The following is a 25,447-nucleotide window of genomic DNA, read 5'->3' on the forward strand; positions in this document are numbered from 1 at the left end:
TCATGCGCATTTTCGGCCGCGGCAGCGTGATTTCGCTGCCGTGCCGGTGCGATGCCGCAAGTCAGCTCATGCCCAGGAAATCGCGCTTGCCGATCTCGACGCCGTTATGGCGCAGGATGCCGTGCGCGGTGGTGGCATGGAAATAAAAGTTCGGCAATGAGACCGAGCTGAAGAACTGCTGGCCCTTCAAGGTCACGGTCCGGTCGGGACCAATAGGGAAAGTGACGTCCCTGGCATCGGCGCCCTCGAACTGTTCCGGCTTGAACGATTTCACGAAGTCGATGGTCTTCGCCAGCCGCTGCTTCAATTCCGCGAAGCTGGTTTCGGTGTCCGGCATGGACGGCACCTCGGTCTGCGTGAGCCGTGCACAGCCCTTGGCCGAAAAGTCGCTGACGAGCTGGATCTGCTTCGACAGCGGCAGCATGTCCGGGAAGAGGCGGGAGCCGAGCAGCACGCTCGGGTCGATCTTTTTGGCCGCGCAATGCGCCTCGGCCTTGGTGAGCAGGCCGGTCATGCTGTTGAGCATTTGCAAATAGGCGGGGACGACGGCGTCGTAGAAGGACATGTGATGCTCGCTTCAAATGGTGGGAAATCCCAGGCGAAAACCTGAGCCACTCACATGGGAGCCTCATGGAATAATACAATCGTCGAAGCGGCTTGTGCGGTGCGAAAATTCTACCGCACCGTCGCCTGGGGCAGTGCCTGTGCCGTGTTGCCACGCATGCGGGCCAGAAGCTCCGCGGTCGGCCAGGAATCGGCCGGCAGGCCGTATTTGATCTGCATCGCCTTGACGGCGGTGCGGCTCTGCTGCCCCAGCACGCCGTCGATCTTGCCGACATTGAAGCCGGCTTGGACCAGAAGCTGCTGCAATTGCTTGAGCTCGTTGAACGGCAGTTGCGCCACTGGCCCGGCGGGCCTGCGCATCGGCGCTGCACCGGCAATACGCGAGGCGAGATAGCCCGCCGTGGTGGAATAGATCAGCGAGTTATTCCACTCGGTGTAGGCCGCGAAGTTCGCGTAGGCCATGAAGGCCGGCCCGAAGCGTCCCATCGGCAACAGCACGGAGCCTGCGAGACTGTCGTTCGGCAGCGGCCGGCCGTCGGGATAGGTGACGCCGAACTGCGCCCATTTCGAGCGCGGCAGCTGCACGCTGAGATCGGTCTGCTCCCACGGCAGGTTCGGGGGCACCTTGATCTCTTCCAGCCACGGCTCGCCGCGCCGCCACTTCAGGCCGTTGGCGATGTAGTTCGCCGTCGAGCCGATCACGTCGTCCTCGCTGCGCAGGAGGTCGCGCCGCCCGTCGCCGTCATAATCGACGGCGTAATTGACGTAGTGCGTCGGCAGGAATTGGGTCTGGCCGAGCTCACCGGCCCAGGAGCCGATCATCTCATCGGGCGTGAGATCGCCGCGGTCGATGATTTTCAGCGCGGCGATGGTCTCGTTCACGAACATCTCCGAGCGCCGGCAGTCATAGGCGAGCGACACCAGCGATTTCAGCGTCGGCAGATTGCCCATGTTGGCGCCGAAATCGCTCTCGAGGCCCCAGAATGCGGCAATCACCGCCGGCGGCACGCCGTATTCCTTCTCGGCACGCGCGAACGCCGCTGCGTGTTGCTTGATGTGCTGTTGGCCGTTCTGCATGCGATAGGGCGCGGCCATGCGGCCGGCAAATTCGGTGAAGAGCTGGCCGAACACGCGCTGCCCGCGGTCGCGGTTGACGATGCCCTGGTCGTAGACGAGATAGGGCGAAGCCTCCGATATGGTTCGCTGCGACACGCCGGCAGCGATCGCCTGCTGTTTCACGTCAGCGAGGAAGCGATCGAAGTTCGCCCCATTGTGGCACGAGGCAGCGCGCGGCGAAGGCGCGGTCGGCTTCGGCGCCGGGGGTCTTGCGGGCGGCGGTGCGAACTGGGCAGAAGCGGTCGTGGAGCAAGCGAGGAGCGCGACGGCCGCGATTGCAAATCGGGTCTGGAGCATAGGGGTCCGGCGGGGAGGACAGGCGTGGATTCGCCCGAAGTCTAAAGCATGATCTCGAAAAGTGCGAAGCCGTTTTCCGAAAAGATCAGGCCTATCCAAACAACCGCATCAGCAGCGCCTTGCCGACGGGGAGCGCCTTGACGCCCTGGTAGGCGCGCACATACTCGCCGGCATAGAACGCCCTGATCGCATGCACGCGCGCGTCCATGCTCTCCTCGAAGCGCACCGCGAATCCGTCTGCGGTCCGCCGCACCACGATCGCGACGATCGAGCGGCCGTAGATCTGGCACTCGATCGTGCTGCCGGGCGCCGGCGGCGCGGGGTCGATCAGCCGGGCACCGGTGATCGAGATGTCGGCGAGCCGCGCCAGATGCGACCTGCCGTTCTGGTGCAGCAGCACCGGCTCGTTGCGATCAAAACGCTCCGCCTTGCGCTTGCGCGGCTGCTCGATGCAGACGAAGCAGACCACCGTGAGGATGATGGCGTTGTAGAGGCTCCACGCCAGCGCCAGCCCGCCATAGGCGATGTTCTCGCCGCGCAGATGCAGGAGGAAGGCATAGGCGATGGCCGCGAGCGTGATGACGAGCGCGCTGCCGTAGAGCCGCAGCAACGGCCATTCGACGAACCGCCGGCCGCGGTCGCCGCCTTTCGCGGTGACCTTGAATTTGTGTCCTTTCGGCTTCAGGAGACCGGTTGTCACCGCCTTGAGCACGGCAGGCGCCGCGATGAGTTGCGAGACGTCCGTCATCATGGCGAGCGAGCGGCCGCGCGACAGCCAGGCCATGGTGAGACCGTGCCAGATATAGAACGGCAGAAAATAGCGCAGCAGCTCGATCAGGTCGGCCCGGACCGCCTTGATGCCGAACAGCAGGAACAGCCAGGGCACCACGAGGCCGGCAACTTTCCATGGGTAGACCGCGGCCCAGCTCATGAAAGCATCGACCAGCGAGAGCCGGTCGATGAAGGAAAGCTTCGACTGCCGCGACAGCGGCCCGCTGCGGCCGCGCACGATCTGCATCAGGCCGAGGCACCAGCGGCCGCGCTGGGTGATGTATTCCTTCAGCCCTTCCGGCGCGAGTCCGATCGTCAATCGCTCGTTGAGATAGATCGTGGTGAGACCGCATTCCTTCAGGCGCAGCGTGACGAGATAGTCTTCTGTCACCGAGTCGGTCGGGAAGCCGCCGATTCGCACGAGCCCGGCATAGCGGATGAGCGACGAGGTGCCGCAGCAGAAGGCGACGCCCCAGGCATCCTTCGCCGGCAGTAGGATATCGAAGAAGAAGCGTTGCTCGTCCGGCCAGACGTCGGTTGCGGCAAGGTTGGTCTGAATCGGGTCGGGATTGATGAAGTGCTGCGGCGTCTGCACCACGCCGACCGAGGGATCGTCCATCAGCGAGATGGTTCGCGCCAGGAAGTCGGGCCGCGGCACGAAATCCGCGTCGAGGAGGGCGACGAATTGCGGCGGCTCCGGCAGCGCGCCGACATGCCGGAGCGCATGGTTGATGTTGCCGGCCTTGGCGTGGCGGTTGTCGGGCCGCGCCAGATAGTAGCAGCCGAGCTCGCCCGAAAGCCGCCTCAGCCAGGGCCGCCGTCCGTCGTCGAGCACCCAGACGCGGTAATTGCCGTACTGCATGCCGGTGGCGCCGATGATGGTGCGCTCGAGGATCGAACGCTCCTCGTTGTAGGTGCAGATGAAGACGTCGATCAGCGGCGGGTGCGGATCTCTGGCCCGGCCGTCGATCCTGGCAGCCGTGGTACGTTCGCGCGTGCGGCTGAGAAACAGCAGCGACAGCGCGACCGCAACGAGCGAGGCGACCTCCAGCAGCATGAAGGGATAGCCGATCACGGCATCAGCCGTCAGATGCGGCAGCGGCAGCGTTGCCGTGACACGCCAGTGGAGATAGCGCAGCATGAGACCGATCGAGGCGACGGCGAGCAACGAGCGTGCCATCGTGCTCTCGCGCCGGAGCAGCGGCACGATCGCCATGAAGGCGCCGAGCGCGATCAGCCCGGGGGTCAGCGCGTCCGTCATGGCGCGGTCTCTTGCCTCGCGAACACGACGCGGCCGGTGCGGCCCACCGTGCAGGCATGGGCAGCGGCATCGGCGAGCGCAACGGTCACGCGATACGGCTCCTTGCTCAGCGCATCGGGATTGATGGCGAGATTGGCGGGCGCGCCGGCGGCGCCGGTCAGGTTGACCACGGTGCCGGAGATCGGCGCGCCGCCGTCGTTCGGCTCGAACGTGGCGTGGTCGCCGAGCTGCAGGCGGTTATAGACGCTCTCGGTGACGTTGGCCGTGATGACGGCGCCGCTGCAGTCGAGCACCTTGAGCAGCGGCTGTCCGGCCTGCACGTCCTCGCCCGGTGAGGTCATCATCTCCCAGACGCGGCCTGCGACCGGGGTCTTGATGTCGGCCTCGGAGAGATCGGCAAAGCGCGCGTCCTCGGTGATGATCTCGCTGCCGAGCCAGGTGATCTCGGTGTCGATGCGCGAAAGATCGGCCTCGAGATCGTTCGCGCGCTGGCGCATCTCCTCCTCGCGCTGCACCGAGCTTGGCCGATCGTTATAGCTGTCGCCGAGGAACGAGCCGTTCTGCGCCGCGGTGAGCTCGACCTTGGCGGCATCGAGCCGCTTGCGCGCGCCGAGCTCGGTCTGCTGCGCCACCGAAAGCTCGCGCGTCAGCCGCGCGAGCTCGACGGTGGAGACGTTGCCGGTTTTCGCCAGCGACGAGGCGCGGTCGACGGCGGCGCTGGCCTCCTCCCGCCGCGCTGCGGCCGCCTCGATCGAGGTCTGGATCTCGGCGATGCGTGCTTCGAGCTGGAGCACGCGCCCGTCCCGGAACTGTGCGGCCTGCCGCGCGAGGTCCGCTTGCGCGGCCTGCGCCGTGGCGAGCTTGGCGGCGACGCTCGGCCGCTCGTTCTCGAGGCGCGACTTCTGCCGCCGGAGATCATCGAGCCGCGTGCGATCGCTGCGCGAGTTCGCCACGCGCAGCACGACGGTGCCGGCCTCGAGTCTGGCCTGGTCGTGGAGCGGAGCGGCGGCGGCCACGCGCCCCCCGATCGGCGCGCGCAGCGTGACGAGCCGGGAGTTCAGCACGGCCTCGACGCTGGAATTCTGCCACATTGCGCGCAATGGCAGCCAGCCGAACACGGCGACGATGGCGAGCCCTGCCGCGATCTTCATGCCGCGCCGCAGATGCAGCCAGCGCCGAGCCGGCGCCGGAGGTTCCGTCCGCGCATCGGGTCCGGGGCTGTGGTCCTCATGGGGGAGCAGCTCCTCGTGCAAGGTCTGTCGCAGACTCTTGGCGTCACTTTTCGTATCGTGAGCGGAGCTGTCGTCGACGGAAGCGGTGCGAGAGCGGTCCATCATGGCAGTCACCTTGCTGACGGGGGCGGGCGGAACCGGATAGTGCCCAAAGGACCGCTCGGCGTGCCGGCTGGCGCCGATTAAGCCGAAGCTGCGCTTTCCAATGTTATAAACTACAGCGTGTGTTTTTGGGTAAATGCTGGTCAACTTTTAGTGACGGCGAAACGATGATCGCGCATCTCGCCGCGGCCGGGCGACGCACCAGCATCACCTTGCACCGACCCGCTGCTTTCCTACTTCGAGGGGCGCCGGCCAAAGGCGGTCGCCTTGGCAGGCCAGGGGAGACGGCCATGAACTATCTGCGTACCGCAATGCTTCTCGCCGGCCTCACCGCCCTGTTCATGGGCGTGGGCTATCTGATCGGCGGCGCGGGCGGCGCCATGATCGCGCTCGTGATTGCGGCCGCGACCAATCTCTTCACCTACTGGAACTCCGACCGCGCTGTGCTCTCGATGTACGGCGCCCATGAGGTCGATCGTCGCAGCGCTCCGGAGCTGGTCGATCTCGTCGCCGAGCTGGCGGGCCGTGCGGGCCTGCCGATGCCGCGCGTATTCCTGATGGACGAACCACAGCCCAACGCGTTCGCGACGGGGCGCAATCCCGAGAATGCCGCGGTGGCCGTCACCACGGGTCTGGTGCGCCAGCTCAGTCGCGAGGAGCTTGCCGGGGTGATCGCGCACGAGCTTGCGCATATCAAGCATCACGACACGCTGCTCATGACGGTGACCGCGACGATCGCGGGCGCCATTTCGATGCTGGCGCAGTTCGGCATGTTCTTCGGGGGCAACCGCGACAATAACGGTCCGGGCATCGTCGGCTCCATCCTGATGATGATCCTGGCGCCGCTCGGGGCCATGCTGGTGCAGATGGCGATCAGCCGGACCCGCGAATACGCCGCCGACGATCTCGGCGCGCGCATCGCGGGCCAGCCGATGTGGCTTGCCTCGGCGCTGCTCAAGATCGAGAGCGCGGCGCATCAGGTGCCGAATGTCGAGGCCGAGCGAAACCCTGCGACCGCGCACATGTTCATCATCAACCCGCTGTCGGGCCATGGCGTCGACAATCTCTTCGCCACCCATCCCTCGACGCAGAACCGCATCGCCGCGCTCCAGCGGCTCGCGGCCGAGCTCGGCACGCAAGCCGCGCCGTCCGTCGGCGCCAACGAGAACTATCCGGCGCATGGCCCGTGGGGCCGCTCGTCGTCGCGTGGCCCCTGGGGCTGACACGGAGATTCTGCCTCGTTTTGTGACCTGGCGCACAGAGGGCCTGCCCGGCCGGTGTTAACACCTCACCGAGAGTGTTCCTTCGAAAGGGGATGCGTGGCCTGGCCTTTGCCTGCCACCGTCGAAGATGACCAGAGCTGCCGTGCCATTGTTGATCGTCCTGGGCGTGGCCATTGGCCTGTCCACGCACACGGTCGTGAATTGCGGCGATGAGGACGACCCCGACATTTGCTCGGCGGTGATCGGCTTCTCGCCGTTGCGCGGCTCCCTGATCGCCTTCGCTTATGAGGGGCGCGGGCGGATCGCGCTGCGCCACGGCGACAATGGCCGGGCGATCACCGATTTCAGCGAGGCCATTCACCTCAATCCCAACAGGGCCTCGCTCTATCGCGATCGCGCGACGGCCTACCGGCAGAACGGCGAGCAGGAGCTTGCGATCGCCGATTATGACGAGGCGATTGCGCTCGATCCCAAACCCGCCGCGCCCTATCACGAGCGCGGCCTCGCGCTCGCTGCCAAGGGCGATCTCGACCGCGCGATCCTGAGCTACAGCACGGCGGTCCGCCTCGACCCCACAGACGCGCAGGCCCGCCTCGACCGCGGCCTTGCATTCCTCGCCCGCGGCCAGGCCGCTGATGCCGGCGCCGACTTCGAGGCGGCCCTCGCGCTGCCTCCCGGCAAGGATAGCCGGACCCACGACGCCGCGCGCGCCAAGCTCGCCGAACTCACGCATGCCGAGCCGACGCAGGTTTCGGCGCCGCGGCAGTGAAACTTGGTCGCGGCGAGCCACCCTCTCTCGCAAGGGAAAGCGAACAAAGCGCGACTACTTCGCCTTCTTGGCCTTCTTCGCCTTTGCAGCCTTCTTCGCCGGCTTTTCCTTCGCAGGCTTCTCCGCCTTGACCGCGACGGGCGTGCTGGCGACGAGCCGCATGGCGCGGGCGTAGCTGTCGGCGACGTTGTCTGCGGACATCTGAAGGCGCCTTGCGGCGGCGGTGGCCTGCTCCATGGTGGCCTTGGCCATCATCTTGAAGCGAGCGCCGGTCTCGTTGCCTTTGGCCTTGGCTGCAAGGCCGTTGAAGCGATCCCGCCGCTGCTTGGCGCGGGATATCAAGCCCGTATGCAGCTGTCTGGCCAATTGCCGGATCACGACATCCAGGTCGGCGTCCGCCATGTCTTCCATCCCTTTCGAAACAGTCCCAATCGATGCGGCCGGACTATGCAGATCAGCCCCCACCTTGGCAATTCCCGGTGGGCCGTCATCCGCAGCTTCCGGCACCCAAAACAAAAAGCCGCGCTTTTCACGCGGCTTTTTGCGAATCTGCCGGGCCCGTTATTTCAGCGAGGCGACAGGTCCGCTCGAAGCCGCTGCCGGATCGGGGTCGAAGCCGAACACGCCGACCAGATATTTGTAATAGTCCGGCATCTTCTCCTTGAGCGCTTCGCGGGTCTTCGGGTCCTGGTAATCGCTCTTGCCGGCCAGGAAGATGCTGGCGGTCACCGCAAAGAACTCCATGTGATTCTTCATCGCATAGGCGTCCTTGGGCAGGAGATCCTTGGACTTGGCATAAGCGTAATAGCTGATCACGCCCTTGTTGGCGTAGCCGTCCGGCAGCAGCCTCGCGTGATAAGCGTGCAGCATCTCATGCAGCAGCACGGCCTCCTTCTCGTAACGCATCATGTCCGGCCGGACCATGATCACGCCGAGCCCGGAATCGACGGCGAGGTCGACCGCATTCGGGTTGGTCCAGCGTTGCGTGTCGTGGTCCCACACCGTCAGCGTCCGCGGCGTGCTGCGCTGGAGGTCCGGCGTGACCCGGCCGTAGCACGCGGTCGCGGCGCCCTCGTCGAGACAGGCGAGCTCGCTCGCGATGATCGGAACGGTGCGGAAGAAGCGCATCACGCGCGGCGAGAGGCCGGCGGCCTCCACGACGTCGATCTGCTGCTTCAGATTATCGGTGAGCTTGTCGAGGTCCTTGCGATCGGACGCCTCCGACAGGTCGAACATGTAGCCGCGATAGCTCTGAAACCCCGGCGGCAGCTTCGCGGCAGCGGCCGATGCGACGTCGAGAGAGCCGGCGTGGGACGGATTGGCGAACAGCGCGCCGACAATGGTCGCGGTCAGCAGCAACGCAATGCGCATATGAACCCCCTGATGTCACTTCACGCGGCAGGATAGGCTGCCGTTGTTTGCGAAAAGTGAGTGGGGCGAGACTAAGCCAGCGATGTTGAGGCGTGCTTAAATCCCGGTTGCAGATCGGCGGCGCGGGTTAGGGCAGGGTTAACCAAGCCGTAGATCGCAGGCGCGCTTGGGCGTAGCATGCTCTCGGGCACCACGCCCACATCGATAGGGAGGATGCCATGTATGCCGCCATCCGTCAGGCCAAGGCGAAGAGTGGAAGCGCCGAAGAGCTGGCGCGCCGCATCAAGGACGGCGCCGTTCCGATCATCAGCGACGTCGACGGCTTTAGGGCCTATTACGTGGTCTACGCCGGCGACGACACGGTGACCGCGATCTCCATCTTCGACAAGTTCGAGCAGGCCGAGGAGGCGAACAAGCGCGCCATCGCCTGGATCGAGAAGGACCTGGGCTCGCTGCTCGCAGGGCATGCGAGCGCTGCGGCGGGGCCGGTGATCGTGCATACGCTGGCGTGAGTCCTCGTCGTTGCGAGGAGCGAAGCGACGAAGCAATCCAGCTTGCGGAGACAGCCTGGATTGCTTCGCTTCGCTCGCAATGACGAGACGGAGGAGAGAGCGTGCCTCACAGCTCCCTCGCATTCGAGAACGCGAAACTCGACACCCTTCTCGTCGTCTCGTCCAGGATCAGCGTGCGCGTGATCGGCGGCTCGGCGCGCTGGGCGCAGTTTTCGCGCTCGCAGAGGCGGCAGTTGACGCCGATCGGCGTGCCCTCGGTTTTCTCGAGATCGATGCCGGCGGCGTAGGTCAGGCGTGCGGCGTGGCGGATCTCGCAGCCGAGTCCGATGGCGAAGCGCGGCTGCGGCAGCGGGTGCGGTGCGACCGGACGACGGACCATCTGCGCAATCGAGAAATAGCGCGTGCCGTCGGACAGTTCGATCACCTGCTTCAACAGGCGATCGGGCGTGTCGAAGGTCGAGTGCACGTTCCACAGCGGACAGGTGCCGCCGAATTTCGAAAACGGGAAGGTGCCGGACGAAAACCGCTTCGACACGTTGCCGGCATTGTCGACGCGCAGCAGGAAGAACGGGATGCCGCGAGCGTTTGGGCGCTGCAGCGTGGTGAGGCGATGGCAGACCTGCTCGAAGCCGGAATTGAAGCGCTGGGCCAGCACGTGGATGTCGTAATTGAGCGCTTCGGCCGCCGCGAGGAAGGCCGGGTAGGGCATCATCACGGCTGCTGCAAAATAATTGCCGAGCGTGATCCGGAACAGCCGCCGCGGCGCGTCATCGAGCGGGCCGGCGCGACCGATGATGGTCTCAAGGGCTTGCGCGCATTCCCCTAAGCCGAGCTGGAAGGCGAGCTGGAAGGCTCGACCGGGTGGATCCACCAGCTCCGAGATCAGGAGCTGGCGGCGGTGGCGATCGAAACGACGCAGCGTCTCCCGCATCACGTCGACGGGCATGATCCGGGTCTGGATCGAATGCTTTTCGCGAAGGCGCGTGACGAGCGCCGCATAGAGTTCCTCGGCCGGGACGTTCAGTTCGTCGCGCAGGTTTTCCGCGGCCTGTTCGAGCTCCGGAAAATAATTGCGGTTGGCCTCGATCAGCTCGCGCACGCGCTCGACCGGATTGGCCTCGTAGCGCGTGCCGACGTCGCGGTCCGCCATTTGCGCGGCCGCCAGCGTCTCGCCCTGGCGGGCCTCAGTATAGGCGGCATACAGCCGTTGCAGCGCATGGGTGACCCCGGGGCAGAGCTCGGCGAGGTCGCGCAGCTCCTGCTTGGGAACGTCGATCTGGCGGAACAGCGGATCGGAGAAGATCTCGTTGAGCTCGGCGAAGAAGCGGTCCTCGTCGGCGGTGGCGAGGTCGCGCAGATCGAGGTCATAGGTCTCCCGCCAGCCGCAGCAGGATCTGCGCCGTCACCGGGCGCTGGTTCCGCTCGATCAGATTGACGTAGCTCGGCGAGATCCCGAGCCCCTCGGCAATCTGGGTCTGCGACAGCCCCAACTGCTGGCGGATCCTCCGGAAGCGCGGGCCGACGAACAGTTTCTTCCCGGATTCGGCGGGCATTGTCAGGTCTCCAGAGTGATCAAGGTCAGTATTTCTGACCTATAATTTACAAAATTTACAAAATTACATCTACTACATGTTCTGATGTTACATGACATCACCATTCAATTACAAGGGATCTGTACGAACTTCTGTTTCTGGCGTTTATCTCACGCCACGCATTTCGCAATGCATTGTCAAAAATGTCGATGACGGGCCTATCGCTCCGCCATCCGTCGAGAAGGATAAGGCACATGAACTACCAGCCTCGCGGCATCAGCACCCTCCAGGGCCCGGCTTCCTATCAGAGCGAAGTCGAAGCGGCCCAGGCGCTCCTTGACACCCAGCCGACCTGGAACGGCGTGTCAGCCGAGGCCGTCGCCCGCATGCGCCTGCAGAACCGCTTCAAGACCGGTCTCGACATCGCCCGCTACACCGCGGCGCTGATGCGGGCCGACATGGCGGCCTATGACAAGGATCCGACCAAGTACACCCAATCGCTCGGTTGCTGGCACGGCTTCATCGCCCAGCAGAAGCTGATCTCGGTCAAGAAGCACTTTGGTGGCAAGACCGATCGCACTTATCTCTACCTCTCCGGCTGGATGATCGCGGCATTGCGCTCCGAGTTCGGACCGCTGCCCGACCAGTCGATGCACGAGAAGACCGCGGTCCCGGCGCTGATCGAGGAGCTCTACACCTTCCTTCGTCAGGCGGATTCCCGTGAGCTCAACGATATCTTCCGCGCGCTCGACAAGGCGCGCAAGGAAGGTGACAAGACGCGCGAGAAGGAGCTGATCGCGAAGATCGACAACTTCCAGACCCATGTCGTGCCTGTCATCGCCGACATCGACGCGGGCTTCGGCAACGCCGAGGCGACCTATCTTCTCGCCAAGAAGATGATCGAAGCGGGCGCCTGCGCGCTCCAGATCGAGAACCAGGTCTCCGACGAGAAGCAGTGCGGTCACCAGGACGGCAAGGTCACGGTTCCGCACGAGGTGTTCATTGCCAAGATCCGCGCCTGCCGCCATGCTTTCCTCGAGCTCGGCGTCGAAGACGGCATCATCGTCACCCGGACCGACTCGCTCGGCGCTGGTCTCACGCAGCAGATCGCCGTGAGCCACAAGCCGGGCGACATCGGCGACCAGTACAACAGCTTCCTCGATTGCGAGGACATCACCGCGGAGAACGCCCGCAACGGTGACGTCATCATCAACCGCAACGGCAAGATGATGCGCCCGAAGCGGTTGCCCTCGAACCTCTATCAGTTCCGTCCCGGCACGGGCGAGGACCGCTGCGTGCTCGACAGCATCACCTCGCTGCAGAACGGCGCGGACCTGCTCTGGATCGAGACCGAGAAGCCGCATATCGAGCAGATCGCCAAGATGGTCGACCGCATCCGTCAGGTCGTCCCGAACGCCAAGCTCGCCTACAACAACTCGCCGTCGTTCAACTGGACCATCAACTTCCGTTGGCAGGTCTATGACGCGTGGAAGGAGGCGGGCAAGGATGTCAGCAAGTACAGCCGCGCCGAGCTGATGAAGCCGGAATACGACGATACTCCGCTGGCCATCGAAGCCGACGAGCGCATCCGCACCTTCCAGGCGGACTCGGCCAAGCGCGCCGGCATCTTCCACCATCTGATCACGCTGCCGACCTACCACACGGCCGCGCTGTCCACCGACAACCTCGCGAAGGAATATTTCGGGGAGCAGGGCATGCTCGGCTACGTCAAGAACGTGCAGCGCCAGGAGATCCGTCAGGGCATCGCCTGCGCCAAGCATCAGAACATGGCCGGCTCCGATATCGGCGACGACCACAAGGAATACTTCGCAGGTGAAGCTGCCCTCAAGGCGGGCGGCGCCCACAACACGATGAACCAGTTCGGCTAACGCCACTCAACAGGAGACTGACAATGACCAAAGGCAGCAATTTCTGGGTGATCGGCGGCGAGTTCGGCTCGATGAACTTCCACAAGCTCGTCGAAGGCTCGGCCCAGGTTCAGGGTCCTTTCAAGACCCGCAAGGAGGCCGAAGACGCCTGGCGCTCGGTTTCGGAAGAGAACCGCCACAAGGCCGGCGTCCGTTTCTCGATCGTGGAAGAGCCGTCGCGGGTTTCGGCCTGACGGCTGCCTGACAAATAGAAGAAGACGTCCAAGGACGGAGGGTCCCATCCGGCGCAAGCCGGGTGGGATCGTCTGTTTTTGGCACACATGGATGGCCTGTGGGCGCTGTAAGTATCTGGAATTGTGGCCCTTTGCGGAGGTCATGGTTGCTGATAGGTTAACGGCGTCGAGTAAGGACGAGGCCGACAATGTCAGAGCCCGAGACCAGCGGTATCAATCCCGGCCAGCCCCGCCCGGTGCGGCTGCGCGATGCGCTGTTGCGCGCGCGGATCGAGGCCGCTGATCGGACCGGGGTCGTCGTCGACCTCCGGGATGCCGAGGTGGCACGGCTCGAAATCCTCAACGACGCGCTCGATCCCCTGTTCGCGCAGGTGCCGGACAAGATCGATTTGTTCGACCGCGGCATCAGCCAGGGCGATACGCCGAGACTTTGGATCGACGTCGTCGCCCACATCATCATGGGCCGCGACAAGCGGCAGTACCGCTTCGTCCAGGACACCCGCTTCGGCCGCATCGTGCTCGCCGAATCGCACGACACTTCCGTCATCGTCGAAGCCGTCACCGACTACGTCGCCCGCCGCATGATCGAGCGCGAGCATGCGATGGTCGTGCCATCGGAGCCGAAGCCCGAGGTTGCGGAGCCACCGCGCCGCTCGCGCGTCTGGCCGTTCGTGCTCGGATTCATTCTCGGAGCCGCCGCACTGTTCGGCCTCGCCCTGCTCGCGGAATTGCGGAGCTGGTGACAATCCTTCAGCGACCTACACCAGCCGTGCGCGCTTGATCTCGCGGACCTGCATGGCGTGATCGATGCTTCGCACGATCTGCTCGCAGCGCCAGCCGGCATTGTCCTTCTCGATTCTGAACAGATTGTAGGCTGCCGCCGGATAGTGCCCGTGTGCGAGCGCGGACGCCGACGGCACGCCGATCGCGGGAATGTTGCCGTTGCGGCCTTCGAACCACATCGTCGAGTGGATGTGGTCGTGCCCGTGCAGGACCAGTTCGACGCCGTGACGCTTGAGCAGCGCAAGCAGCGCAGCCGAGTCCGTCAGCCGCTTCTGGCGCGCGTCGGATTTCAGCGGGTGATGCACCAGCAACACCCGGAAGACGTCCTCGGCCGCGAGCTGGTCGAGCACGCGTTCGAGATCGACGAGTTGATCGCGTCCGAGCGTGCCCGTCGCCATCAAGGGTGCGGTCGGCACCGCGCTGGAGAGGCTGATCAGTGCGGTCGGCCCGCGGCGGCGCAGGCTCGGAAAGCCGACCCTGCCGTCGTCGCTTGTGAGATAAGGCGCGAAGGTCTCGCCAAAGCGGTGATACGTGGCCCGGACATAGGCATCGTGATTGCCCGGGATCGTCGTGACGCGGTCGGGCGGGCCGACCTCGTCGAGCCAGGCGCGGGCGGGCGCGAACTCCGCCTCCATCGCCAGGTTGACGAGATCGCCTGTGACCGCGATGTGGTCGGGCGCCTGCGCCCGCAGATCGGCGACCAGCGCGTCGAGCACCTCGCGGCGCTGGTATTTGTGGCGGTTGCGCGACCAGTTGACATAGCCGAGCACACGCTTGCCGGCGAGCTCGATCAGCCGCGGCTTCGGCAGGGGCGGCAGATGCGGGTCGGACAGATGGGCGAGCGTGAAAGGTGCCGAGAAGGATGTCATCGCGCGCGATTGCCTCGCTATTCCCTTGCTGTAATGGCAAGGTCGCGCCAACTGCGCAAGCGAAGCCTGAAAAGGCGCATCATGAGAGGCCGATGGGGAAGCGCCTGGACGAGATCCGACGGAGATTCGAGCCGCTGCTGCGGCACGTCTTCCACGCCTATTTCCTGGTGGTGCGTGGCATGACCCTGGGCGTCCGCGCCGTGGTGCTGGATGCCGACAACAAGGTGTTTCTGGTCAAGCACAGCTACGTCGCGGGCTGGTACCTGCCCGGTGGCGGCGTCGACTTTGGCGAGACCATGGAACAGGCGATGCGCCGCGAGCTCAAGGAGGAGGGTGATATCGACGTGACCGGGGAAGCCGTGCTGCACGGCATCTTCCTCAACAGCCACATCTCCCGCCGCGACCACGTCGCGGTCTACGTGGTCAGGCATTTCCGGCTGGACCGGCTGCCTGCGCCGAACCGCGAGATCATCGAATGCGGCTTCTTCGACCCCGCTGCGCTGCCGGAGGGCACGACGCGGGGCACGCGGCTGCGCATCGCGGAAGTGCTCGACGGCAAGCCGGTGTTGGCGACGTGGCGGTGAGGGGTCCATCGACTTTGGCAGGCATAGGTGATAGATCGCGCGAAGTTTCCAGGCTTCCACGTTTCGGGCTGTCGACATGAGCACGCAAATGCCGGTTGTCGGCGAACGGAATGTTTCGTCCGATCTCGAGCTCACCATTTTGATGCCGTGCCTCAACGAGGCCGAGACGCTCGCGACCTGCATTGCCAAAGCACAGTCGTTCCTTCGGCGGACAGGGGTCGCCGGCGAGGTGTTGATTGCCGACAACGGCAGCACCGACGGCTCGCAGGATATCGCCAGGCGCGGAGGCGCACGCGTCGTCGACGTTCCCGTTCGCGGCTACGGGGCTGCGCTGCGGGCCGGGATCGCGACGGCGCGCGGCAGCTACATCGTGATGGGCGACGCCGACGACAGCTACAGCTTCGACCGCATCGACGCATTCCTGGAGCGGCTGCGCGCGGGTGACGACCTGGTGATGGGCAACCGGTTTCGCGGCGGCATAGAACGAGGAGCGATGCCGTTTCTCCATCGCTATCTCGGCAATCCCGTCCTGAGCTGGTTTGGACGGCTCTTCTTCGGTTCGGGGCTTGGCGACTTTCACTGCGGCATGCGCGGCTTCTCCAAGGCCGCAGTGTCACGGCTCGATCTGCGCACGACCGGGATGGAATTCGCAAGCGAGATGGTGGTGCGAGCGACCCTCGTCAGACTGAAGATTTCCGAGGTGCCGACCACGCTGTCGAAGGACGGACGATCCCGTCCGCCGCACCTGCGGACGTGGCGCGACGGCTGGCGTCACCTCAAGTTTCTGCTGCTGTATTCACCGAGATGGCTGTTCTTCTACCCTGGCGCGCTTCTGGTTGCGGTGGGCACTGCTCTCAGCGGCCTGCTTTTCTTTGGGCCGATCAGAATCGGTGGAATAGGATTCGACATTCGCACGATGCTGGTTGCGTGCACCTGCCTGATCGTGGGCATCCAGGCCATCTGCTTTGCGACGATTGCCCGCAGATTTGCAGCGGATTTGAACCTTCTTCCGTCGCCACGACTTGGCCGCGTCATCGACGCGTTCACGCTCGAGCGTTTCGTCTTTGGCGGCGCTGCGATCCTTGTGATCGGGATCGTCGGCCTGATCACGGCGGTGGCCAGGTGGGGTGAAGTCAATTTCGGATCGCTTGACGTCTCGAGCCTGCTTCGGGTGGTGGCTCTCTCCACGACCGCGATCACCGTCGGTGCCCAGCTGGTCTTTACGGGCTTTCTCGCCGGCCTCGTCTCGATCAAGCAGTCGTAAGCACGCGTGTGCTCCGGGATTCAGTGGAAAGTCGATGAAAATTCTCAAGCTCGCTTTCGGCCTGGTCTGCCTGCTGATCCTTGCCGGCAATATGCGCACGTTGTCGCGCTGGACCGAAGCGCGCGGCGTCTATGACGACGTCTGCTATCTGCGTCAGGCTCACCTGTTTCAGCTTTATGGGGTCGGCGGCCTCGATACGGACGTCTCCCGAGACGGGGATCACTTCCTGGCGCGCAAGCTGAAGGAGATCGGCTTTCCGCAAGACAGGCTCGCGCCGTGCCATCCGCCGGCGAAGAGCGGCAAATACGTCTTGCAATATCCACCGGGAACCGGATTTCTGCTGGCTCTCTTTCCGGAAGGGCATCAGGTGGTCCCGCTTTATGCGGCTGCGAGCCTGATCGTGACAGGTTTCGCGCTGCTCGGCATCTTCGCCGCGCGGTCCGCTCAGACAGTCGTTGGAGCGGGCGTGTTCGGCGCCCTTGCCGTGTACATGATGATCAATCCGACGAAGGCCAGTTATTCCATGGCCCCGACGATGGCGATCTGCGCCGCCGCGGGGTATCTGACGGCGCATTGGCTGGCCATGGGCGAGCGTGAAAAATGGTCGGTATCGTTGATCGGTCTCCTGCTCGGATTGTCGGTCAATTTCAGACTGCCAAACCTGTTCCTGGTCGCAGGCTACGTCCTGTACCTGGGCATCGCATTCCTCCGCGCGCGTACCGGCGCATCATTCGTGCGAGGGTTGATCTTTTGTCTCGCCTTTGTCGCCGGCATGATACCGACCTTGGTTGCCAACGCGATCAATGCCGGCAGTCCATTTGCGACGACCTACGGTTCGGAGGATGCCATCGGACCCGAATTCAACCTGGAAATTCTCGGCCATTATCTGCATGACCTGCAATTCGGGCTGATACTGCTGGCGATCGGATCGACCGCGTGGCTGCTGCGGGTCGGCGACAACGGAGCACGGCAGGTCGCCCTCCTCGTCGCCGGCAATCTCCTGGTCAATCTCTTCTTCTTCCTGACCCACCCGATTTTCACGCCCTACTACGTGGTTCCGGTCACCATACTCTCGCTGTGGAGCGTTTGCTTCACCGGTGTCATGCGGCCGCCCCGGTTCGCCAGGGAGGGGCAGCTCGGATAGGTGGACTGCGACCCCGCTCCGGTGGACCTTGGCCTTTCCAGATGCTACTGCGCTAGCCGACATGAACGATCTCGCAATCACCATCAGTCCCGAAGCGCCGGGCGACGCCCAGGCAATCGAGCGGCTGCACGAGCGGACGTTCGGCCCGGGCCGTTTCGTGCTCAGCGCCTATCGCATCCGCGAGCACGTCGATCATCTGCTCGACGTCTCCTTCACCGCCCATATCGGCACGCTGCTGGTTGGCTCCGTCAGGCAATTGCCGGTCATGATCGGCGAGACACCCGCGCTGCTGCTCGGACCCCTCACGGTCGAGCCGCCGTTTCGCAGCCGCGGCATCGGCCGCATGCTGATGGAGCGGGCATTGAAGGATGCGAAGGACAGAGGGCATCGCATCGTGCTGCTGGTCGGCGACGAGCCCTATTACAGCCAAGTCGGCTTCAGGCCGGTCGAGAAGGGCCGCGTTACCATGCCGGGCCCGGTCGATGCCGCGCGTATCCTGGTGTTCGAACTCGTTGACGGCGCGTTTGCGGGCGTCTCGGGCACCGTCGCTCCCGACTGGAGCAAGGCGCTGGGATAGCGCACCAAGCACGGCTCGAGGCTCACATGTTCCGCGTGACGGCCGATACATTGCAGGCCTATGTCGATTTCGATCCGGAGCGAAAGCGCGATCTGATCGCGCTGCATGAGCTGGTCGTATCGGCCGCTCCAGCCCTCAAGCGCTACTTCCATCGCGGAACGCCGGCGGGAGAGGCGGGAATGCGCATGAGGATGATCGGCTATGGAAAGTTTCGCTACGCCGTCAGGTCAGGAACAAGCGTGGAGTGGCCGGCGCTCGGCGTTGCGCTCCAGAAAAACTACATCAGCGTCTATGTGGCGGTGACCCGACACGGCGCGCCGGTCGTATCCCATTATGCCGGAAAGCTCGGCGAGCTACGGCTCGGAAACAACAACTTCAGTTTCGAGCGCTTCGATGACCTCCAGCATGATGCGGTATCGGCCCTGGTCGCCGAGGTTGCCGGCATCGTCAAAGCGGATCCTGAGAATCCCGTTCGCTACATGCAGGGCTCGTAATCTGCCGGGGCCCCCTGTGACTCCAAAGCTTTGAATGCGAAAGCCTGACCCGCTATACCGTCGGCGCGGTTTATGCCAAAAACCGGTGGCGAAGCTGACAAAGGATTCTTGAAGTTTGGCTGCACCCAAGAAGGGCGCCCCGCCCGCGGAACGCCAGAACGGGATTGATCGGACCATCGATCTCCTGGAAGCGCTGCTGCATTTGCGCGCGCCGTCCAAGCTCAGCGAGCTCGCCAAGCAAATGGGCGCGCCGCGGTCGACGGTCTATGCCATCGCCAACCGCCTGATCGAGGCGGACCTGCTCGAGAGTGTCGGCGACGGCGGTCAGGTCTATTTCGGCAAGGCCGTGCACCTCTATGGGCGGGCCTATGCGGAGGCCAATCCCCTGCATCGCCGCTGCCGGGAAGCGCTCGACCGGCTGGCGACCCAGCACAGCGCGACAGCGCAACTCTGCGCCTTGCGCGGCCGCAAATATGTGGTGGTCGATACCAGGGATGGGTCGGGCCTGTTCAGGATCACGACGGATGTTGGCGTCGAAGTGCCGCTGCCGTGGACCGCATCCGGCCGGTTGCTGCTGGATCACATGAGCCCGGCGGAGATCCGCGCGTTCGTTCCGAAAGAGGATTTTCGCCTTCCGGACGGCCGCATGCTCGACATCGACGATTTCATCAGGGACGTGGCGCGCGCGCGGCGTGACGGCAGATGCGTGACGACGGCGCTGTCCGACCGGTTCACGTCATGTCTTGCCGCGCCCGTTCGTGACAAGAAGGGTGTCGCGGTCGCGACGCTTTGCTTCGTCGTGCCTGCGGATTCGGTGAAGGAGCGCAGGGCTGCGCTGCTCGACGATTTGGTCGCCACCGCAACCGAACTCTCGGACAATCACTGATTCATTGACCAGCAGCGCGACGGCCGATGCCGCTGTTGCTCTCGTCGCGGCCGAATCTGCGTCGAGGCCAGGCATTCTCGCATGTCCGCTCTTGACATCGTGTCGCGGGACTATCTAACGTGACGCTATAAGATAATACAGTCTACTATAAGAGACAATTTGGTGCAGGCGCGGCGAGCTTTCCGGTTCTTTGTGTCGGTGAGCGGCGCGATCCTGCGTTTCCAGGCGAGGATTCAAAATGGCGAAGGTAGGCCAACAGGTACCCGGGCGACGCTGGCTGATCGGTTGTCTCCTCGGCGTCGGAATTCTCATCAACTACATCGATCGCGTCGGGCTCTCCGCCGCGACGCCGGAACTCACCAAGGAACTCGGACTCACCGCCACCGACATCGGGCTGCTCGGCAGCGCGTTCTTCTGGACCTATTCGCTGCTGCAAGTCCCCGGTGGCATGGTGCTCGACCGCTTCGGCGTCACCACGGTCGGCCGTGCGTCCAGCTTCCTCTGGGCCGTTGCCGCCACCATCACCGCGCTCGCCAGCGGTCTCTGGGGCATCGCCGCGGCGCGCCTGTTGCTCGGCGTCGCGGAGGCGCCAGCGTTTCCGGCCAGCCAGAAGGCAACCGGTCACTGGTTTCCGCTCGACGAACGCGCGCGCTCGACCGCGATCTTCGATTCCGCTGCAAAGTTCTCCAACGTGATCGGCGTGCCGCTGGTCGCCTATGTGATCTTTCTCTATGGCTGGCGCTGGGGCTTTGGCGTCACCGCGCTGCTGAGCTTCCTGTATTTCGTCGCCTATTACCTCATCTACCGGAATCCGAGCGAGGATCCGAAGCTCTCGAAGGCGGAGCATGACTACATCATCACCGGGGGCGGCACGCCAGAAGGTCCGGCCACGGCGGGACAGAGCCGCATGCTCGGTTATCTCCTGCGCAACCGCAAGGTCTGGGGGCTGACCATCGGCTTCTCCGCCTATGGTTACACCTTCTATCTCTTCCTCACCTGGTTGCCGGGCTATCTCGCCCAGACCATGCACATGAACCTGATGTCGGCCGCGGGCTATTCGACGATCCCCTGGATCTTCGCGACGTTGTCGGACCTGCTGATCGGCGGCTTCCTGGTCGATCATCTGATCGCGCGCGGCTACGACTCGACGCGCGTGCGTCAGTCGGTGATCATCGTCGGCATGCTGATGGGGCTCGCCGTGATCGGTGCCGCCTTCACCGTGAAGCCGGGCTGGGCGCTGCTGTGGTTGTCGATCGCGATCTCGGGGCTATCGGCCGCGGCGCCCGTCGGCTCCTCGATCGTGTCGCTGATCGCGCCGAAGGGCGGGGCAGGAACCGTCGGCGGCATTCTGAATTTCACCAACAACATGATGGGCGTGCTCGCGCCGATCGTGACCGGCATCGTGGTCGACTGGACTCAATCCTTTGCCGGGGCTTTCATGATCGCAGGTGTCGTGCTGCTGATCGGCATCTTCTTCTATGTCGTGGTGCTCGGGCGGATCGAATCGATTCCCGATCTCGCCGAGGCGCCGTTGCCAAACGCCGTGCCGGTGCACTGAGGAGGGGGCATGCCCCAGAATTCCGAGAGCAAGGATACGGTCATCCGCAATGCCCGGCTGATCGACGGCACCGGCGCGCCGTGGTTCGAGGCCGATTTGCGCATCGGCGGCAGCCGAATCGCTGCGATCGGCGCCGCCTTGCCTGCTGATGGGGCCGATGTCATCGACGCGCGCGGATGCTATCTCGCGCCCGGCTTCATCGACGCCCATTGCCATGACGATTTGATCTGCCTGCGCGAGCCTGACAGACCGGAGAAGGTGTTGCAGGGCGTGACCACGCTCGTGGTCGGCAATTGCTGCTTCTCGCTCTATCCGTCGACCGCAGCCTCAGCCGAGATGCTGCGCCTGCACTTTTCGGGTCTCGCCGGCGAGACCCAGGCGAACGAAGTGTTCGACAGCTTCGACGGCTATCGGCGCGCCCTGGAAGGGCCGGGCGTGGCGCTCAACCTCGTCTCCCTGGTCGGACATGCCGCGATCCGGCTCGCCGTGCTCGGTTACGAGCGCCGCGCGGCGAGCACCGAGGAGATCGCGACGATGCAGGCGCTGCTGGCGCAGCAGCTCGCGCAAGGCGCGGCCGGCCTGTCGCTCGGCCTCGTCTATCCGCCGAGTGCCTTTGCCGACGCCCACGAACTGATCGCGCTGGCAGAGACCGTCAGGGCACATGGCAAGCTGCTCACCGCGCATATCCGCAGCTATGAAGCAGGCCTGCTGCATTCCATCGACGAGTTCATTGCGATCCTGCGCGCATCAGGCGCGGCGGGGCTGCTGTCGCATTTGCAATCGGCGGGCAAGCCGAACTGGGGCGCGATCCCCAGGGCGCTCGACCGGCTCGAGGCCGCACGTGCCGAGGGGATCGACATCTCCTTCGACATGTATCCGTATCCCGCCGGCAGCTCCTACATGCTGCAATTGCTGCCGCCGGCCGCGCTCGAAGGTGGCATCGACGCGCTGCGCGAACGGCTGCGCGATCCCGTCAAGCGCGAGGCGCTGCGCGTGCTGGTGGAGGAGGGCGATCCCGATCCGCATGCGGCGCAGTCCAAGATCGTGCTGATCGGCTGGCACAATGTGCGCATCTCCGGCACCGGCAATCCCGCGCTGAAGCCGCTCGAGGGCAAGTCGATGGTCGATGCCGCGCGCGAGCTCGGCATCTCGCCGTTCGATCTGATGGTCCGCTGCATCGAGCAGGACCAGGGCCAGACCGGCATCATCATGTTCCAGCTCGACGAGGCCGATCTGCGCGCGGCCTTCACCCATCGCCTGCACATGGTCGGCTCCGACGGCATTCCGCGTCCGGGCACCAAGCCGCATCCGCGCGCCTATGGCACCTTCCCGCGTGTCGCGGGCCGGCTGACGCGCGAGCAGGGCTGGTTCACGCTCGAAGATGCCGTGCGTCGGATGACCGCGATGCCCGCGCAGCGCTTCGGCCTGTCCGACCGCGGCATCTTGCGGCCGGGCATGATCGCCGATCTCACGCTGTTCGACGAGACCATCATGGACAAGGCGACCTTCGAGACGCCGACGGAAATGCCCGCAGGCATCCGCTCGGTCTTCGTTGCCGGCAAGGCCGTGGTGGCGGATGGACACAGCACCCTGGCACGGCCGGGCCGGGCCCTGGTCACGGGATGACGGCCCCGCCGTTTTAGTCTTCACACACAGGACGATACCAATGACGCTGATACGATACGGCGCGGCCGGCGGCACCGGCACGGGCGGCCAGCACCTTCCCTTTGCCCGCGCGGTGCAGGCCGACGGCTGGCTCTACGTCTCCGGCCAGACGCCGATGGAGAACGGCGAGGTGATCGAGGGCGGCATCATCCCACAATCGCACAAGGCGATCCGCAACCTGCTCGCCATCCTGGCTGAAGCCGGCTATGAGCCCAAAGATGTCGTGCGCTGCGGCGTCTGGCTGGATGATCCCAGAGACTTTCAAAGCTTCAACAAGGTCTTCGCCGAGTATTTCGGCGCCAATCCGCCGGCGCGGGCCTGCGTGGTGTCGAGCATGGTGGTGGATTGCAAGGTGGAGATCGACTGCGTCGCCTATCGCAAGTGAGGCGCCCTGGAGGGCGGGGCCAGCAGGCCCCGACGCACGCATGACGCACAGCTAGAACCGCTGCGACATTCCGACGTAGAAGCCGCGCCGCGGTCCGTATTGCGGGGCGAACACGCCGATGCCGGAGCCGTCGCGGATCTGGTAAATCGTGTCGAATACGTTGACCACGTCGAACCGCAGCGTCGTCGGCTTGTTCGGTGCGACGATGTTGAAGTCGTGCGACAGGCCGAGATTCACCTGGGTGTAGCCGGGCAGATGATCGGTGTTGGCAAAGCCCGAGCGCAGGCCGCTGCCATAGACCATCGACACGCTGTAACGCGTGCCGTCCCAGAGATAGGAGGCGCCGGCCGACCCTGACAGCATCTGCGCGTGGTCGGTGTAGATGTAATGGCCTGCGATATAGGCGAGCTCGTCTGCGCCGAACAGATACTGGTTCGAGACCACGTTGCTCGCGATCTGCTTGGCCCAGGCGAGATTGGCGTAGGCGCTGAAATTGCCGTTCTTGTAGGTCGATTTCAGCTCGACCCCGACATTCTCGCCGCGATCGTAGTTGAAGCCGCTCAGCACATAGGCTGCGCCGAACTGGCCGTCGTCGAGCAGGTCGCGCGCCTTCTTGTAATAGGCGTCGGCGCCGACTTCGAGACCAGGGATGGGATACACCTTCTGCATCACCCCGACGTCGAACACGTGCGAGCGTTCGGGGAGCACCGGGCTGTTCTGCCCGACCTCCGGCGTTTGCGTGTTGACGGGCGCATCTGGCGGCGTCACCAGCGCGAGATTGACGGGTGCCGCGATCACCTGCGAGGGCGGGGTGAAGTTGCGCGCATAGCCAGCGTGGAATGTGGTGCCGTCGAACGGCTTCCAGGTCAGGCTGACGCGTGGGCTGAGCTGGTTGGCATCGACATATTGAACCATCTGGTCGAAGCGCAGGCCGGCATTGAGGGTCAGATTATTGGTGATCTTCCACTCGTCCTGGACGTAGGTCCCGATCAGCCAGCCGGTCTTGGCGCTGGAATCGAATACCGAGAATGGGGCATCGATCGTGCCGGCACCGGGATCGGCGGGATCGGCCAACGGCAGCACCGTGGTCCCGCTGTTCACGAGCGTTCGCTCCGCGCTCACCGACAGGCCGAAGCGCAGCGTATGCGCGTAGCCGATGCGCCATGAGGTGTCCTGCTGGATGCCGTTGACCACGCTCTGGCGATAAACGTCGGAGGAGACGCCGTTGAAGACGAGATCGCCGATCGGATCGGGATAGAAGTGCAGCAGGCTGGTGCGGTTGAAGTAGGATGTCTGCGTGTCGAACTCGCCGTTCGAGGTCTGGTAGGAGACGACGTTGAACTGGTTGAACTCGTTCTGGTGCTCGTTGAGCCGGGACGAGTCGAAATTCGAAACGCCGAACGCGGTGTTGGCAGGCGTCTGGCCGGGATTGTCCGGAATCTGGAACGTCGCGTTCGACACGCCGCTCATGAAAGTGAGGCGGCTGGTCGGGTCGATCATCGTCGAGAGATAGAGAAAGCCCTTCTCCTGGTTGGTCCGGTCGTGAATCGCGTTGACTGACGGCGTCGGGTTTTCGATGCCGAGATTGTTCTGGAGAAAGCGCCCCGACAGGAAATACTGCGTCTGGCCGACCGTCCCGCCATATTCCACATTGGTCGAGATGGTGCCGTTGCTGCCGCCATAGACGCCGACGACGCCGGAATTGTTGAAGGCGTCGGCCTTGGTCGTGATGTCCAGCACGCCGGCGGTGCGCTGGCCATATTGCGCGGGCAGCGCGCCGGTGAGCAGGCTGAGACTGCCGACGATGCCGGTGTCGAAGATCTGCCCGAACGCGCCAACGCCGTCGGGAAGCATGACGCCGTTGATACGGTATTGCAGATTGGCGTGCTCGTTGCGGACATGCAAATCGCCGCTCGCCGCCGAATCCTGCGTGACGCCGGGGAACTGCAACAGCACCTTGTCCAGCGAGGCATTGCTGCTCTGGGGCAGCGCCTCGATCGCCTGACGCGTGAGCGTGTGGGCCGTGGCCCCGCCAGGGGGAAGAATGGATTGGCGCGCGGCATCCAGCCGTTCGCCCGGCCCCTCGACGGCCGCCGGCGCTTCTCTCTGGGACCGCGCCGGCGTCGGCGGTTGTCGCTTGCCGGCGACGACGCGAACTTTCGGGCGGCGCGGTGCCGGCGTCTGCTTGGGCGCCTCGACTTCGACGCTGGGCAGCGTCGTGGCCGTTTCCGCGGTTTGCGCCATGGCGCTGCCGCCGGGATAGAACAGCGTGAATGCGGCGAGGCTCGAGCCCGCCCATATTGCTTTTGAAGACAGCATTGTCCTGATTTCCGATCGCGCGCCGCCGCAGCTCTCTTGTCGAGGCT

Annotated in this window: 23 protein-coding genes and 1 pseudogene; 15 read left to right on the top strand and 9 right to left on the bottom strand. The window is 64.5% G+C overall.

All coding sequences use genetic code 11. The annotated features are described in order from the left end of the window. Positions 1-61: 61 nt before the first annotated feature. From ACVIIW_RS18510 to ACVIIW_RS18525, 4 genes are all read right to left on the bottom strand, one after another. Positions 62-565: a DUF1993 domain-containing protein gene (locus ACVIIW_RS18510; RefSeq protein ID WP_456702027.1), complete on the bottom strand. Its 504-nt coding sequence runs from the start codon at positions 563-565 to the stop codon at positions 62-64. Between the two features lie 110 nt (positions 566-675). Next, entirely contained in the window at positions 676-1,977 is a 1,302-nt protein-coding gene (locus tag ACVIIW_RS18515) for a lytic murein transglycosylase (RefSeq protein ID WP_456702028.1), read from the bottom strand. A gap of 91 nt (positions 1,978-2,068) precedes the next feature. Continuing rightward, complete coding sequence (locus ACVIIW_RS18520; protein ID WP_456702029.1) at positions 2,069-4,009, bottom strand: glycosyltransferase; 1,941 nt, start codon at positions 4,007-4,009, stop codon at positions 2,069-2,071. Then, positions 4,006-5,346, bottom strand: coding sequence for an HlyD family secretion protein (locus ACVIIW_RS18525; RefSeq protein ID WP_456702030.1), 1,341 nt, complete (start codon positions 5,344-5,346; stop codon positions 4,006-4,008). Before ACVIIW_RS18525 ends, ACVIIW_RS18520 begins: the two co-directional genes overlap by 4 nt. Before the next feature lie 287 nt (positions 5,347-5,633). Between ACVIIW_RS18525 and htpX the strand changes: the two genes are divergently transcribed. Continuing rightward, the gene (gene htpX, locus ACVIIW_RS18530; RefSeq protein WP_456702031.1) at positions 5,634-6,566 is read left to right on the top strand and encodes a zinc metalloprotease HtpX; all 933 of its coding nucleotides are present in this window, start codon (positions 5,634-5,636) and stop codon (positions 6,564-6,566) included. 127 nt (positions 6,567-6,693) lie between these two features. After that, positions 6,694-7,335, top strand: a complete 642-nt coding sequence (locus tag ACVIIW_RS18535) for a tetratricopeptide repeat protein (RefSeq protein WP_456702032.1) — start codon at positions 6,694-6,696, stop codon at positions 7,333-7,335. Positions 7,336-7,389: 54 nt separating this feature from the next. On the opposite strand, the gene ACVIIW_RS18540 is transcribed toward ACVIIW_RS18535, so the two are convergent. Together ACVIIW_RS18540 and ACVIIW_RS18545 are read right to left on the bottom strand one after the other, a co-directional pair. Then, positions 7,390-7,737, bottom strand: a complete 348-nt coding sequence (locus ACVIIW_RS18540; protein ID WP_456702033.1) for a hypothetical protein — start codon at positions 7,735-7,737, stop codon at positions 7,390-7,392. A 159-nt stretch (positions 7,738-7,896) separates the two neighbouring features. Further along, the gene (locus ACVIIW_RS18545) at positions 7,897-8,706 is read right to left on the bottom strand and encodes a hypothetical protein (protein ID WP_456702034.1); all 810 of its coding nucleotides are present in this window, start codon (positions 8,704-8,706) and stop codon (positions 7,897-7,899) included. A gap of 218 nt (positions 8,707-8,924) precedes the next feature. On the opposite strand from ACVIIW_RS18545, the gene ACVIIW_RS18550 reads away from it, so the two are divergent. Beyond that, positions 8,925-9,218, top strand: coding sequence for an antibiotic biosynthesis monooxygenase (locus tag ACVIIW_RS18550; protein ID WP_074120044.1), 294 nt, complete (start codon positions 8,925-8,927; stop codon positions 9,216-9,218). A gap of 106 nt (positions 9,219-9,324) precedes the next feature. On the opposite strand, the pseudogene ACVIIW_RS18555 reads toward ACVIIW_RS18550, so the two are convergent. Further along, positions 9,325-10,771, bottom strand: a pseudogene (locus ACVIIW_RS18555) (helix-turn-helix domain-containing protein). A gap of 233 nt (positions 10,772-11,004) precedes the next feature. On the opposite strand from ACVIIW_RS18555, the gene ACVIIW_RS18560 reads away from it, so the two are divergent. The 3 genes from ACVIIW_RS18560 to ACVIIW_RS18570 all read left to right on the top strand — a co-directional run bounded on the left by ACVIIW_RS18560 (position 11,005) and on the right by ACVIIW_RS18570 (position 13,615). Then, entirely contained in the window at positions 11,005-12,639 is a 1,635-nt protein-coding gene (locus ACVIIW_RS18560) for an isocitrate lyase (protein ID WP_456702035.1), read from the top strand. 23 nt (positions 12,640-12,662) lie between these two features. Next, the gene (locus tag ACVIIW_RS18565) at positions 12,663-12,872 is read left to right on the top strand and encodes a DUF4170 domain-containing protein (protein WP_008137787.1); all 210 of its coding nucleotides are present in this window, start codon (positions 12,663-12,665) and stop codon (positions 12,870-12,872) included. A gap of 188 nt (positions 12,873-13,060) precedes the next feature. Then, complete coding sequence (locus tag ACVIIW_RS18570) at positions 13,061-13,615, top strand: hypothetical protein (RefSeq protein ID WP_456702036.1); 555 nt, start codon at positions 13,061-13,063, stop codon at positions 13,613-13,615. A 15-nt stretch (positions 13,616-13,630) separates the two neighbouring features. On the opposite strand, the gene ACVIIW_RS18575 is transcribed toward ACVIIW_RS18570, so the two are convergent. After that, positions 13,631-14,524: a metallophosphoesterase family protein gene (locus ACVIIW_RS18575; RefSeq protein WP_456702037.1), complete on the bottom strand. Its 894-nt coding sequence runs from the start codon at positions 14,522-14,524 to the stop codon at positions 13,631-13,633. 92 nt (positions 14,525-14,616) lie between these two features. On the opposite strand from ACVIIW_RS18575, the gene ACVIIW_RS18580 reads away from it, so the two are divergent. The 9 genes from ACVIIW_RS18580 to ACVIIW_RS18620 all read left to right on the top strand — a co-directional run bounded on the left by ACVIIW_RS18580 (position 14,617) and on the right by ACVIIW_RS18620 (position 23,081). Further along, positions 14,617-15,108: an NUDIX domain-containing protein gene (locus ACVIIW_RS18580; RefSeq protein WP_456702038.1), complete on the top strand. Its 492-nt coding sequence runs from the start codon at positions 14,617-14,619 to the stop codon at positions 15,106-15,108. Positions 15,109-15,184: 76 nt separating this feature from the next. Continuing rightward, a complete protein-coding gene (locus ACVIIW_RS18585; protein WP_456702039.1) occupies positions 15,185-16,372 on the top strand; it encodes a glycosyltransferase family 2 protein in 1,188 nt (395 codons plus the stop codon). A 34-nt stretch (positions 16,373-16,406) separates the two neighbouring features. Continuing rightward, the gene (locus ACVIIW_RS18590) at positions 16,407-17,516 is read left to right on the top strand and encodes a hypothetical protein (RefSeq protein ID WP_456702040.1); all 1,110 of its coding nucleotides are present in this window, start codon (positions 16,407-16,409) and stop codon (positions 17,514-17,516) included. A 61-nt stretch (positions 17,517-17,577) separates the two neighbouring features. Continuing rightward, the gene (locus ACVIIW_RS18595) at positions 17,578-18,093 is read left to right on the top strand and encodes a GNAT family N-acetyltransferase (RefSeq protein ID WP_456702041.1); all 516 of its coding nucleotides are present in this window, start codon (positions 17,578-17,580) and stop codon (positions 18,091-18,093) included. 26 nt (positions 18,094-18,119) lie between these two features. After that, positions 18,120-18,587: a hypothetical protein gene (locus tag ACVIIW_RS18600; protein ID WP_456702042.1), complete on the top strand. Its 468-nt coding sequence runs from the start codon at positions 18,120-18,122 to the stop codon at positions 18,585-18,587. A 115-nt stretch (positions 18,588-18,702) separates the two neighbouring features. Then, the gene (locus ACVIIW_RS18605; RefSeq protein WP_456702043.1) at positions 18,703-19,473 is read left to right on the top strand and encodes an IclR family transcriptional regulator; all 771 of its coding nucleotides are present in this window, start codon (positions 18,703-18,705) and stop codon (positions 19,471-19,473) included. 238 nt (positions 19,474-19,711) lie between these two features. Then, complete coding sequence (locus ACVIIW_RS18610) at positions 19,712-21,031, top strand: MFS transporter (protein ID WP_456702044.1); 1,320 nt, start codon at positions 19,712-19,714, stop codon at positions 21,029-21,031. A 9-nt stretch (positions 21,032-21,040) separates the two neighbouring features. Then, a complete protein-coding gene (locus ACVIIW_RS18615) occupies positions 21,041-22,657 on the top strand; it encodes an N-acyl-D-amino-acid deacylase family protein (protein ID WP_456702045.1) in 1,617 nt (538 codons plus the stop codon). Positions 22,658-22,697: 40 nt separating this feature from the next. After that, positions 22,698-23,081, top strand: a complete 384-nt coding sequence (locus ACVIIW_RS18620; protein WP_456702046.1) for a RidA family protein — start codon at positions 22,698-22,700, stop codon at positions 23,079-23,081. A 51-nt stretch (positions 23,082-23,132) separates the two neighbouring features. Here ACVIIW_RS18620 and ACVIIW_RS18625 read toward each other — a convergent pair whose 3' ends face one another. Continuing rightward, positions 23,133-25,400: a TonB-dependent receptor domain-containing protein gene (locus tag ACVIIW_RS18625; RefSeq protein ID WP_456702047.1), complete on the bottom strand. Its 2,268-nt coding sequence runs from the start codon at positions 25,398-25,400 to the stop codon at positions 23,133-23,135. Between the last annotated feature and the right edge of the window lie 47 nt (positions 25,401-25,447).

This window comes from Bradyrhizobium sp. USDA 4449 (assembly GCF_054056275.1).